The sequence below is a fragment of the Gemella taiwanensis genome, from assembly GCF_054054385.1.
On record NZ_JBSMTL010000019.1, the window covers coordinates 1 to 14,689 of the forward strand.

Here is a 14,689-nt window from a genome sequence, read left to right on the forward strand (position 1 = left end):
TTACTGGTGTTTCGATTTCCTTAACTGGCGTTACTGTTACTGGTACTTCCACTGTAATTACTTTTCCATTTGGTAATTCTACTGTTACTTTAACCGGATCTTTCTTACCTGGTGTTGTTAAGTCTGGAATGTTTTCTACATTCGTTACTTTTCCACCTTCTGGAATTGTAATTCCTTTAGTATAGTCTTCCGGTGTTAATGGTGTTTTTGTAACTGGTGTTTCGATTGGTTTAGGTAAAGCTTCTACAACATTTACTGGTACTTCAATCACTTTTGTAATTTCATTTCCATCTTTATCTGTGTATTTAACTTGTACTTTAGCTGGTGTTTGTTTTCCTACATTTTCTGTTCCAGGTACAGTGTTTGTTTCAACATTTGTTACTGTAACTGTTACACCTTCTGGTAACCCTTTAAGATTTTTAGCTGCTTTTTCTGCTTCTTCTTTAATAGCTTTTTCTAATTCAGTTTTATCGCTATTTTTCGGTACTACTACACCTTCTGGTTTAACTTTTGGTAATACTGTTACTGGTACTGGTACTATTTCTTCACGTTTATTAACCCCTGAACCGTATGTTACTGTTACTGGAGCTGTCAATGTATCATCTCCAACTTTTCCAGTTGTTTCAGGAAGTTTAGTTTCATCTACTGTTTTCTCATTTCCTTTAGTAGTAACAGCATCTTTTAATTTTTCTGAAGATGGTTTATCTCCTTCTACTACATAAACAGGTTTTGCAGTTGAAACTTGTGGTTTAACTTTAATTGTAAACTCTTGATCTGTTTCTTTCCTAGTATCAAACGTTGGATCCTGATCAAATGGATTATCTACAATATCATATCCCATAGATTTCAAAACATCAACACGTGCTTGAACTTTTTCTTCTGGAATTTTATCTCCTGATTTACCAGTAAGATCATCAATATTATATTTTGCATCTAATGGTGTTTCAACACCTTTCTCATCTACTGAAACAAATTTAACTTTTGCTTTTTGATCATCTTTTTCATATGTAATCTTGATATTTGCTTTTGGATCTGTAATTTTCGGTGGTTTATATCCTTGTTCTGGATTTGCAGGATTTACTGGTTCTAATGGTGTTCCATTTCCATCTTTCGGAGTATATCCATCTTTATGAGGAATAATTTGCGTAATTTCTCCTGTTTTTGTTGGATCGTTTGGATCATTAGGGAATTGAATTGGTTCTCCATCCTTACCAGTTGTTGGATCAACTGGAATCCAGCTTCCAATCTTCGTATAAGTAACTTTATCAGTTTCATCAGGAATTACTTTTGTATCTTTTGCAGGAGTTACTGCTTCTTTCGCTGGAATTTCTTTTTTATCTGCAATATATCCAGGTAGAACATCTACCCCAACTTTATCCCATGTTTTATTTGGACTTTCCCAATCTGTATAAGTTACTTCTTTAGTAACAAGATTAACGCTCGCTTTTCTTGTGAATGGCACCGTTTGAACAGTATCATCCTTAGCTTTTACTTCAGGAGCTGTATCAGAATCTTTCTTCACATAAGAAATCACACGTTTAGCAGTTGTATTCAAATCAGACTCTTTTAATCCATCAGGCCATTTAAGATCTGGATTTTCTCCATTTGGATCTACTGGACTATCTTTTTCATGAGGTGTTGATGAAGGTACTTCAACAATTCTTGATTTTACAACAATTTTGAAAGTTTGAGAAGGTGCTGATGTACCATCTTGTGGATTGATATCTTCCTTGTCATCAAATGTTGGATGATGATTATCTTGAGTGTGATAATCATCACTTTCTACTTCATAACCTTGATTTTTAAGTTCTTTGATTTTGTTATCAATGTCTGTATTTGCTGGTAATTCTGAACCAGATTTTCCTGTTAAATCAAAGCTAGAAACCACTTCATTTGGTGCTCCATCGGCTTTCTTCTCAATAACTACTTTAGCAGTTTGAGTAGATGGAGTGTACGTAATTGGTGATTCTCCGAATTTATCCGTTGGAGTAAACCCATCTGGTACCTTATAACCTTGAGTTGGATCATTAGGATTTTTCGGAGTTAATTCTTGACCATTGTAAACAGGAGTGTATCCTGGTACATAAGGAATTGTTACAGTACTAAAGTCCCCTGGTTTTGTTGGATCTGTTGGATGATTTGGATAATTTATTTTTTCTGGTGCTCCTTGTGGCTTCTTACCATCAGGATAGCTTGGTATGAACGCCCCAATTTTTTTATAAAGCACTTTTGTTACTTCTGGAGTCACTGTTCCATCTTGCGTAGGAACGGGAGCTTCTTTTTCCGCTACTGTTTTATCAGTTGCATTTACTAGTAAGTAGTTGTCTACTACTGGTGATTCAACAGCATTGAATTTACCTTTTGTTCCATCAGCTTTAGCATCTGTTAATTTATCAGCTTCATTGTAAACTTCCCAATCAGAGTAAGTTACCTCTTTTGTTTCTGGGTTAACCGTTGCTGTACGTTTATAAGTTACTTTTTGTACTTTTTCAGCGTATAGAGGAGTTGCATCATCTTTGTTTGCATCTTCTTCTTTTAGATACTTAATTGTACGTGTAACTTCTTTAACTAAGTCTTCTCGAGTAACTCCTGCTGGATATTTACCAAGATTTTCGTCTCCTTCTTTTACAGGTGTATCTGCTGTTTTTGGAGATACTGGAGCTGTTGTGCTTGGATTTGTTGGGTCTGTTGTTACTGTTGGATCTACTTTAATTAAATCTAATACGTGAACCGTTACGTCGACTTCTGTTGATTTCTTACCTTCACTATCAGTTGATTGAACTTTTACAGTATAATCTCCAACTGTAGTTGTATCTAAGTTACCTGCATTACTTACTGCGATTGTTGGTTTAGTAGACTCAACTCCATCACGATCATCTTCTAAGTCAGTTGCTGATGGTTTAGCTTTTTCTAAAACTTTAGCATTGTTCCATTTATCAGCTTCTTTTGTTTTATAAACATATAAATCTCTTTTCTCAACTGCTACTGTTGGAGCTTCGTTTAGAACATTAGCATAAGCTGGATCTGATTCGTTACCTGCTTTATCAAGCACAGTGACTTTGATACGTTTGTCCGGATTTGTTGTCTCATTCGCTTCCGTCAAATCTGTGCCTGCTGGAACTGGAACAACTAATTTACCATCACGTACTTCAACTTTTGTTGCACCATTATACCAACCATCTGCTTTCTTCGTTAGAGTAATTGGTGTTTTACTATTCGGTAAAGTAACTTTTAATGAAGTTAATCCACCAATAGCTTCTTTAATATTCTCTACCTCAGTGTTCGCATCACGGTTCGTTCCGTTATTTCTATCGTTTTCAGCAATATCTTGTTTTTCTCTAGTTTCATCTGTTAAGTTTGTTTGTTTTTCCGTAGGAACAGAAACTAGCAACTCTTTAACTTGATTTTTATCAGTTTTTTCGCCAATAATACTATCTGTATGGACTGGTTCTACTGTAGGAGCAACAGGTTTAACAGTATCAATATAAATTGTTTTATTGTAGTAATAATCTGGAGTATCTGTATTTCCAAGTGCATTAAATGTATTTCTATATGGACTATTTGGATTTACAACGCCTGTATTTTCTAATACTCTGTTTCCTTGTAAATCTGTAAATCCTTCTTTAATTTCTGCAGTTACTTTAAAAGTAGCAGTCCCTTTAAAGTTTTTCGCTGTTGTGAAATCAATACCGAATGTTCGAGTTCCATTTTTGGCAGGATCAGAATCCCCCGCATTGAATTTCAATCTAAGTGTTCTAGTTGTTTCATCATATGATACCACTTGGTAAGGACCAGGCCAATTCCATTCATTTGCTTTTTTTACAGAATCTTTTAATTCAACACCCTCAGGAATTTTTACAGTATATTCATAAGCACCATAAGTTGGTAACCCCCCAACATTTTTCACAGTTACTCTTAATTGACCAGACTCTTTATCTTTATACAATACATCTTGACCATATGAAGAAGTTGATTTATTACGGATAACATCTGTTGTCATTTCTAAAGCTGCACCAACAGTCAAGTTAACTCCTCCTACAAAATATCCATCTTCAATTTCTGTTTTACCATTTACAGGATAAGTCTTTTTAAATGCCGGACCATCTTCTAATGCTTTAATCGTTATTTTAATTTTTTTAGTAGTATTTGGAGTATTAATAATGGTTCTCCAGAACCCAAAACCATTACCATTTCCTCCATCTCCATAAGGAGTTGAAACGTGTGTTGTTTCACTATTATTATTCGCATCTGTTACTGTTCTTAAAACTTCACCCGTATCTGCATCTGTAACTGTGATTTCTACTTTTTCACCAGTACCAGCAGTCCCCATATTCCCATATGCTCCACCCGTTAATGCACTAAGGTATAATCTAGAATTCGGATTAACATTAAATTCTTTTGAAATTTGTGTACCTTTTTTATTCAACTGAATATAATAGCCTTTACCGACAGCAGAATGTTCTGCATTATTTAAAGGAACACCAGGTACACTTGAGTAGTTAACACCATTTGCATAGTTTTGATTTGCTTTATTAGGCGCTAAAGGATTGTTTGGAGTAGGAGTATCGTTATACTGTCTCTCTATACTTCCATTATTATCGTAAACTTTAGATGGTTTGGGTTCAAATCCAGCAGGTCTATCAGTCGCAACTTCTGTTGGAGCTTCAGGTTTAATAGCTGTTACATAATTATTTGTTCCTTCTATTTTCCATCCATCAATTTCATTTTCAATTCTTTTTTCTTTCCAATTATAAGTAATTTTTCCTAATTTCTCTGGTGCTGGGTTCGGAATAGCAGCATTATTTCTCGAATATTGATTTTCGACTGTTGTAGATTTTTCACAACATCTGGTGTATTAAAATCAATATCTCCGAATTGATTTTTCAAACTTGATATAACGTTATCTACTGGGTTAGCTCCCACCCCTCTTTTATTATTACTAGTAGGACCTTCTGCAGCTTTTTCTCCTACACCAGTAGGTGTTGTCCTAAATCCACTTTCCCCTTTACCTGGTATAGCCTTCCCATTTCTTAGATCTTGGTTTTTATTTACTTTTTCTTCTTTAACTTCTGCCTTAGGCTTAGCTTCTGAAGTTTCTTTAGGTTCTGCTTTAGCTTTCGGCATACTTTCTAATACGAAAGCTCTATTTTTTAATGCTACTGTCGCTTTATCAACTTCACCTTGTGTAGCTGTTTCACTTGCTTCTAAAGCTTGAGCATTAGCTAATTCTGCTTTTCCTTCTTCAATTGCTGAAGCTGTTTTTTCTGTTACAGTTGCTTTTGCAATTGCATTTTGGACACGCGCGATTGCAGCACTTAGGTTAGCTCTGTTTGCTTTTGCTACTGTTGGTGCAGGTGTTTCTTCTTTAGCTGTTGTCGTTGCAGCTGGTGTCGTTGCTGATTCATTAGCATTGTTTACCACAGTATCGTTACTCGCTAAAGCGTTACCCCCTCCTAAGAATGCAAATCCAGCTGCCACTAATACTGAAGCTGTTCCAACATTGAATTTTTTAATCCCGTATTGATTAACTTTTTCAAGTTGTTTTTGTTCATTCATTTTTTTATTATTTTTACTATACATATTAATCCTCCTTTAAATCTATAGTTATAAATCAAAGAAATTATAACGTTACAAATTTATTTGTATAATTTAATATTTTATAATTCTTTTTATATAAATTTAGTAACTTTTAAAATTAAAACCTACACTAAAGTTAATTATACTATACGATAATATATTTATCAATAATTAAAGGAATGAAAACTTTATTAAATTCAATTCAAATTAATTCATAATTATATTTATATTACTCATTTGATATTTGTATCACAGAAAATTATTTGCACACAAAATTCAATTAATACAATTTTATTTGTTAAATTAATTTTAAAAATTCGTTAATTTTTTTAATTCTTCGATTCAATACTATTTTTAAGCTTTTTATATTTATTTTATTCACTTATGGCATTTCTAACTTTCTTCTGACCTCAGTTTATAAATTTATAACTAACTATTAAATTGCTTAAACTATCTCTAAGATAAAATTATATTTATACTCGATTTAAATTTTTATTTGCAAATTATATTATTTTTTACATTTAATTTTTTAAAATAATTATTTTAATATAACTAAATAATGACCACCCCTGAAAAGGGGTGGTTTTCTCTTCGGGTATAACCCTTTGTTACTAACACGCACCTCAAGGCGCTGGCTTTCACATTCGTTCAAGCCCTATTGTATTTTGACGCCCGCTACCCGTTAAACGGGTTTATCTACTTTTTCTTATTTCCAAATGGATTTGTATATTCTTTTGTTGTCAATTTATCTATTGAAATGTCATGCGTTTCTTGTTCTCTGATATATTTTCTTATTGTACTTTCAATCAAACCTACAGTACTTACATAGTATCCTTCTGCACAAAATTTTCTATTCCCATACTTATATTTCAAGTTTGCATGCATATCAAATATCATCAGTGAACTTTTTCCTTTCAAATACCCCAGAAAACTTGATACACTATATTTCGGTGGTATTGATAACAGCAAATGTATATGATCTGGCATTATATGTCCTTCTATTATTTCCACTCCTTTATACTTACATAACCTTTTTATTATATCTACTATATCTCGTTTGTATTGATTAAATTCTATTTTTCATCTATACTTAGGGGTAAATACAATATGGTATTTACATAACCACTTTGTATGCGATAAACTATTATGTTTATTTGCCATAATTAAAATCATCCTTTCTTTATTTTAGAGCTTGAACTACTCTTATTTTATCAAGAAAGGATGATTTTTCAATTGTTTAACTTTTATATCGCACCCGCATAGCGGGTGGTTTTTTGTTTCGGAGACTTTGCCTCCTCAACTGGCTAAAGCCATTAATCTAAGCAGCAAAATGCTGCCTAGATCTTATTTCCTATTTTTCTCTATGCCCCGAACTTGACAAAGAGCAAAAAAAATCTAAGTAGCAATATGCTACCTAGATTTCATTACCTATTTTCTTCATCTATCAAATCTTATGAGAAGACTATTATTTTTACCGTTTTGTAAATAATCAGGTAATAGCCTCAACAAATTTTAATATTTTGATTTAGTTTATTCACAAGAATAAATATCTACTTAAATATCTCATTAAACAGTCTGACATATAGAACAGACTCTCATTATAACAATTATTTTTATTATATCTCATATTTCTCATTTATATTTTGTTATTACAACATAATCACATACTATTCTTTTCTTTTAAATAGAATAAATGTTAAAGCCATTGCTATAAACGCTCCTAATGCTGCTAATCCTTTTTCTTCTTTTCCTGTATTCGGTAATTTTTCAATATTATGATTTACTCTTCTTATTTCTCCTTTGCTGTGTTGATTCTTTTGTATAATATTATCTTTAGACATTTTTTGTTCTTGAATTTCTCTCTGATTTGACGAATTATTATTATTATTATTATCTTTAATTGTATCCGTAATTCCTTTGACTCTATTTACAAATGCAAACTTACTAAAATGATTTGTTTTAAATACTAATTCACCATTTTCTTCCTTAGATTGAATCTTTTCTAATTCTCCATTATTTTTAATATGATAAACTTCAATATTTTTCATATTTTCTCCTGCGAGTGCAACTCTAACAGTTCTATTATCTGTAATTTTATTTACTTTACCTTTTTCTAATAAATCTATATCAAAAATTCTTACATAATTTACATTTAATTTTTCTTTGATATTATTTATTAATTTGTGATCTTTTATTTCATTAAATAATATTTCATTAGCATTTATAACTTTATCAAATTCTACTGTTATTTTATCGTCTCCCGACAATGCTTTTAATTTAAACATAGTTTTATTGTTATCTTGAGTTTTAATATTTTCAATTATCTTAGATTTTTCTTTTTGTTTATCCACTTCTTTTATTTGTTTATCATAATCTAAACCATTTTTCGTCTTGTCGAAAGTATTTGTTTTTGACTGCGCATTATTATCACTTTGTCCGTCTGATTCTTTTGATTTATCTGTATTTTTTTCTCCCATTTTTTCTGGTAATTTCGGAGTAGATTCTTTTTCTTTACCAGGCGTTTTTGTTTCACTTTGTTTTTCCATTTCTGGTTTCACTTGTGGATTTTCTCTATTTATCTCTGGTTGTTTTTCTTTTCCTGGTACGGCTTGCGGAGTTGGCTTATTCTCTTCTGGTTGTACTTTATTATTTTCATTTTGTTTCGATGATTCTTTTGATTTATCTGTATTTTTTTCTCCCATTTTTCCTGGTAATTTCGGAGTAGATTCTTTTTCTTTACCAGGCGTTTTTGTTTCGCTTTGTTTATCCATTTCTGGTTTCACTTGTGGATTTTCTCTATTTATCTCTGGTTGTTTTTCTTTTCCTGGTACGGCTTGCGGAGTTAGCTTATTCTCTTCTATTTGTACTTTATTATTTTCATTTTGTTTCGATGATTCTTTTGATTTATCTGTATTTTTTTCTCCCATTTTTTCTGGTAATTTCGGAATAGATTCTTTTTCTTTATCAGGAGTTTTTGTTTCGCTTTGTTTTTCCATTTCTGGTTTCACTTGTGGATTTTCTCTATTTATCTCTGGTTGTTTTTCTTTTCCTGGTACGGCTTGCGAAGTTGACTTATTCTCTTCTGGTTGTACTTTATTATTTTCATTTTGTTTCGATGATTCTTTTGATTTATCTATATTTTTTTCTCCCATTTTTTCTGGTAATTTCGGAGTAGATTCTTTTTCTTTACCAGGAGTTTTTGTTTCACTTTGTTTTTCCATTTCTGGTTTTACTTGTGGATTTTCTCTATTTATTTCTGATTGTTTTTCTTTTCCTGGTACGACTTGTGGAGTTGGCTTATTCTCTTCTGGTTGATTGCGCTGAGGTATATTTGCATTATTACCTTTATTAGGTTTCTCTTTTTTCACTTCTCTCCATCTTGGAGTAAGTTCCATATCTTTAACAATTTCTTTAGAGACATCTTCGCTCCATCCTGCAAACTGATAACCCTCTTTAGATGGTGTTGGAATAAATCCATCAGCTATTTTTCTATTTTTTCTTACTTTTAATGTAACTTTAGTTTTGTTCTCACTTCCAAAATAGAATGTTACAGTATAAAAATCCTCCATTGGAATACTATACTTTTCTCCAACAGCTACTGTTGTTAAACTTGGTGTATTTTTAAATAAATCTTCTTTAGGTGTTAACGTTGGTGTAGATTCCCCTGCGTTTCTCGTATCAAACGATAGCAAGTTTAGCCCTTTAATTTTCATTGCTCCATCAAACATATTAGAAAAATCAACTACCTTTGAAGTATTGAAGTTATCTCCAAATACAATTTCTTCTAGTTTTTCCATCTTATGAAACATGTAACTTAAATCTTGAACATTTGATGTATTAAATTTACTTAAATCAACTCTCTTTAATGCTGTACCTTGTAACATTGACTTCATACCAGTTGCATTTGTAGTATCAAAATTAGTGAAGTCAATTTCCTCTAATTTATCATAACCATAGAACATACTTTGCAAAGTTCCATTCGCTTTAACTTTACCTTTAAATACAACCTTTTTTACTTTATCTTTATACTTTCTAATATCTTTTCCATATGAAGATAACTGTTCATTTACATTTTCAGTATGTGCCCACTTGATATGATCTTTTCCATTATCGAATTCTCCCTCTTTACCATCCGTTGGTGAAAACTCTAATGTTCCATCTTTATATACCCTCCAAGTAACTGTACCTAGAGTTCCCGATGCTTTTTCATCTACAAGTAGTTCATTATGATTCTTCTCATAGATTTCTTTTAATTCATTTAAATATTTATTTTTCAACTCATCAATTTTTTTATTCTCAGGAAATTCATCTTTCACTAATGCTTCTCTAGCTTCTTCGTATTTCTTATCTAGATTTCTAACCTTCTCCCTACTAAAGCTATCTTCTTTTAATCTTAGTTTATCAGCATAATCTCCTACTTTTTTTATTAATTCTTCAATTGCTTTATATCTATATGGTACTCCTAATTTATTTTTTAAGGTGTTTTCTATTTTATCTAAAACTTCCTCTCTAAATTCTCCTAAATCCTTAGGTGTATCTATTTCTTTCTTAAGTTCTTCATATAATTTTTCAAATAAATTTAGAAGTTTTTCTTTATCCTCTTTTGTATAAATCTTACCACCTTTTTCGGCAATTTCTTGAGCTTCTTTTATCTCTTGTCCTGCTATAGCAGCTCTCTTATCTTTTTCTAATAATTTCCCATCTCTCGTATTATTTTCAATAATCTCGCTTTCCCTATTAGCATCTTCACTTCTATTAGGAAATTCATCTCGTTTTGATGAAGAAATTAAATCAGAACGTTTTACAGAAATTACATCACTTTCACCTGCAGACAGCGATGTACCATCAACACTTTTTTTACCTCTTACTATAACATTATACTCAACTTTTTCCTCTAAATTATTGAAGATAACTTCTCCATTTGAATCGGTTTTCTTATTTTCAATTTTCTGACTAACTGTATTTTTCAATTCAACTGTATAATCTGTAACAGGTTTTTTATTTTCATCTACTACTTTAACTGTAATTGAATTCTTATTTTTATTATTTAGCTTTGGTATATTATTATCAAGCTCTTCAATTTTTTCACCAGAAGCAGCCTTATTCAAATTAATTACATAATCATCTAATAGTTTTTTTAGTTCCAACTTTGCAGGGAAATTCTGGTCTTTTATCTTGTTTAATCCAATTTCGTATTGTTTTTTTAACTCTTTTTTTCTTTTAATTTTTTCACTATCTTCAACAGTTTCTAAATTTTTATCTATCTCAGATAATTTTTTTGATATTCTTCTCTCAAATTATTTAAAATTTCGAATCTATCTAAATTATTCCCTAATGTATATTCTTCTTCCCTACTTATCTCATCTATTATCTTACTCGCAAAATCTTTTTCGCTTCTTTCTGACATCTTAGGGATACTCTCGATAAGATCCTCTTTCAATTCATCAAAGCCTTGTAATAGTAAAGTTTTTTCTTCTAATGTATAAATTTTATTTCCATGTTCTACTCTATCTCTTGCATTTTCAATAAAATCAGTAATTATACTTTCTCGTTTTTTATCATCAAAGTTCTCATTAGTCGATATTTCTCTTCTTACTCTTGGTTTTACCTGAGCTTTATCTTGAGTATTATCTATAATCGTTTTATTAATACCCTTATTATCTTTTGTTACACCGTGTAAAGTGCTTTTATTAACAGGGGTATCTGCATTTTTTGAATTTACCACATCCTTAGAAGTTTGAACTGAATCGACTCTTTCTTTAATTGACTTTATCGCTTTTCTTAACTCAGAACTTTCCCCTTCATTATTATTCCCCCCTTTTTCTTTTTTTATATTTTCTGAAGTTTGTTCCATATTTTTTATTGTTGGTGGTACAACTCTTCCTTGTATAACTGATTCAGTAGTTTCTTTATTTTCTTCTTTTGTATTAGAGTCACTAGCTTGCACAGTTCCTCCCATAAACATTATCGAAGCAACTGCTACACTGAATACTCCAACACTATATTTTCTTATTGAATATTGATTTGTTTTATTAAATTGTTTTAGCATATTTTATCTCCTTTAATCTTGATAATCACATTATATTCAATTAATATTAAACCAATATGAAAAAATACGTATAATTTCATTTCTTATTAATTTTTGAATTAACAAAAAAGCATCGAAGATGATATCAAGATTTTAAAAAAATCTCGTTCTCTCTTCGACACTTTATTTTTAAAAGTAATATTTACTTTTTGTATTAAAGACTATCTATATAACTCATTTTATGATCTAATTTTCTTTTTTACATTCATTAAAATTAATACTAAATCTCATCCCTTCATCGATTGGTTCTAAACTATATGTATAATTATAACTATCTAAAATATTTTTCACTATATACAACCCTAATCCTGAACCTCTATTCTTATTACTTTCTATTGTATTCGAGTGAAAGAAAATTTTAAAAAGATTACTAAGTTCTTTAGAAGTTAGTGGTTGACACGTATTATCTACTATTAGACTATTATTACTAAGATAAATATTCACTTTACCTTCAAAATATGAATACTTAATAGCATTACTAATTATATTACAAATTACTTTATCCAAGGCTTTTTTATTCATATCTACTTTAAAATCATCTATTATCTCATAAGTTAATTTTATATTTTTACTTAAATATAGTTCTTCATATTTCCCTAGAATATTTCTTATGAATGATGACATCTGTATTGTATTTTTATTTTCTGTCCATTCTTGAAATTTCGAAGAATCTAGGACTTCCTTCAGCAGCGAATCCATATTATCAATTACAACTATACTTTTTTTCAAGTACTTTTCATGGTCTTTATACCTTCCTATATTAAATAACATATTTTCAGACATTATTCTTAAACTAGTTAACGGTGTTTTTAATTCATGTGATGCACCTCTTAAAAAGCTTACTTTCTGTTTTTGCATTCTACATATATTTTCATTTTTTCTTTCTAAATCATCTATTACACTTATTAACTTTTCATAAAGATTATCAATCTGTCTACAAACATCGCCAAATTCATCTCCATAACATGTATTAAATCTAACACTCTTATCCATTTGCTCCATTTTCTTTGTTACTCTGGAGATATGTAATAATGGACTTACAATTCTCTTTGAGTAAAAATACGAGAATATAACTGAAAAAATTAATGTTATACAGGCTATTACTGGAATTGTTAAATTCATCATTTTTATGAATCTAGTTTTTATATCTTTATTTAAAACCACTTGAACATAAACATGTTCTCCATCTTTTGTTGTTAGTTCTCTTTCTTCAATTAAAAGATGATTATCAAACGTATCTTCTTTTATATCTAAGTCATGTGTTAAACTAAAAGTTCCATTCTCTATATCTCTTCTCAGATGTGCAGCTACATTTATATTTTTTGAATATGCGATTAACTCATCTCTTATAACACTAATTTCTTTTCCTTCTAGACTTCTAACTAGTATATCAGCACTTTTTCTAACTTCTTCTTTCTGTTGTTCAATATAAACATTAGGAAAGATTAGATAAAAAATTAAATGAGCTAAAACAACAACACTCCCTGAAATACTAACTGTGTAAATAAATGTTTTGGGTAAAATCTTAAAATTTTTCATTGTCAAATTAATTTATACCCCACATTTTTTACTGTGACTATACAGTCAAGACCTAATTTCTTTCTTAAATTTTTAACATATACATCTATTACCCTGTCTAATGGAGGCTCTTCCAGACTATTCCACAACTGTTCTATTATCTGTCCTCTACTTAAGACTCGGTTTTGATTTCGCAAAAGTAATTTCAGTATATCAATTTCTTTAGGTTTCACATCTACCGGATTCCCTTCGAAAGTTGCTGTATAACTAGAAAAATCAATAATCGCATCTTTATATGTCCAAATTTCATGTTCACCGTAATGTCTATTTAATAATACTTTGATTCTACTGGCTAACAAAGGCAATGAAAATGGCTTGATAACATAATCATCCGCAGTTAATGCAAAGCCTGACAATTGTGTTTGTTCATCATTCAATGCACTTAATAATATAATTGGTACATTACTTGTTTTTCTTATTTCTCCTAAAACTTCAAAACCTGTTTTTCCTGGTAACATTATATCTAGTATCACAAGGTCTACTGAATTATCTCGAAAAACACTTAACGCTTTTTCTCCATCTTCAGCTTTAAAAATATGATATCCTTGGGTACCTAAATACTCTGATATACCTTCTAATATTATTTTTTCATCATCTACAATTAGTATATTCATTTAAATTCTCCATTCAATAGTTTTTATAGACATAACATAAAATCTCATTTTATAAATAAATGTACGTTAAAAAAGTAAATTAATCTTGTATATAATGTATAGTCAAATACTTAATATTCTAATAATCAGTTCCATATATATAATAACATGAATTAAACTACAAGTCATTTATCCAATAAATATTCCATTAAATCATCTAAATGTTAATTATTCTATAATATTTTATGTTTTACTTTCTAAAAATATTTCTCGTAATATTTTTTCTGAAAATTAATAGACTAACTAAAACAATTATAATAGCTATAGTACATTTATATGTAGACGTCTCACTTCCAGTATTAGGCAAGGATCTCTTTTCTTTTATAGTTTCTTTCGAATTTTCTTTTGACTTTTCTTTAAAATTATTATATTTCTTATTTTTATATTGACCTGTAAATTCTTTCGTTTGAGGAGACTCTTCTATTTCTTCCACAACATTTGATTTATTTGATCCACTCTCTTCTTTTGGCATAGTATCTTCACCAAATTCAACATAATTACTCTCTGTTGTTTCTTCTATCGTTCTACTATCTTCTCCCTCTTCTTGTTTCTTTAGATTTTCTCCAGTAATATGTTCAGTTGCTGTATCTTCACCAAATTCAACAAGATTGTTCTCTGTTGTTTCTTCTATCGTTCTACTATCTTCTCCCTCTTCTTGTTTCTTTGGATTTTCTCCAGTAATATGTTCAGTTGCTGTATCTTCACCAAATTCAACAAGATTGTTCTCTGTTGTTTCTTCTATCGTTCTACTATCTTCTCCCTCTTCTTGTTTCTTTGGATTTTCTCCAGTAAT

Annotated in this window: 6 protein-coding genes and 2 pseudogenes; all 8 read right to left on the reverse strand. The window is 30.2% G+C overall.

Going from position 1 to position 14,689, the window contains the following annotated elements; genetic code table 11:
* On the reverse strand, positions 1-4,426 hold a 4,426-nt coding region (locus ACWOA3_RS08700), incomplete at its 3' end, for a mucin-binding protein (RefSeq protein WP_456885392.1).
* A 338-nt stretch (positions 4,427-4,764) separates the two neighbouring features.
* Positions 4,765-5,580 (reverse strand): YSIRK-type signal peptide-containing protein, encoded by an 816-nt coding sequence (locus tag ACWOA3_RS08705; RefSeq protein WP_456885393.1) that lies wholly within the window; start codon positions 5,578-5,580, stop codon positions 4,765-4,767.
* 693 nt (positions 5,581-6,273) lie between these two features.
* Positions 6,274-6,738, reverse strand: a pseudogene (gene tnpA / locus ACWOA3_RS08710) (IS200/IS605 family transposase).
* A gap of 506 nt (positions 6,739-7,244) precedes the next feature.
* Positions 7,245-10,724, reverse strand: coding sequence for a BspA family leucine-rich repeat surface protein (locus ACWOA3_RS08715; RefSeq protein ID WP_456885395.1), 3,480 nt, complete (start codon positions 10,722-10,724; stop codon positions 7,245-7,247).
* Positions 10,725-10,837: 113 nt separating this feature from the next.
* On the reverse strand, positions 10,838-11,626 hold the full coding sequence (locus ACWOA3_RS08720) for a YSIRK-type signal peptide-containing protein (protein WP_456885397.1): 789 nt from the start codon (positions 11,624-11,626) through the stop codon (positions 10,838-10,840).
* 225 nt (positions 11,627-11,851) lie between these two features.
* Positions 11,852-13,204, reverse strand: coding sequence for an ATP-binding protein (locus tag ACWOA3_RS08725; RefSeq protein WP_456885399.1), 1,353 nt, complete (start codon positions 13,202-13,204; stop codon positions 11,852-11,854).
* Between the two features lie 2 nt (positions 13,205-13,206).
* On the reverse strand, positions 13,207-13,857 hold the full coding sequence (locus ACWOA3_RS08730; protein ID WP_456885401.1) for a response regulator transcription factor: 651 nt from the start codon (positions 13,855-13,857) through the stop codon (positions 13,207-13,209).
* 229 nt (positions 13,858-14,086) lie between these two features.
* Positions 14,087-14,689 (reverse strand): annotated as a pseudogene (locus ACWOA3_RS08735) (hypothetical protein); the annotation flags it as partial.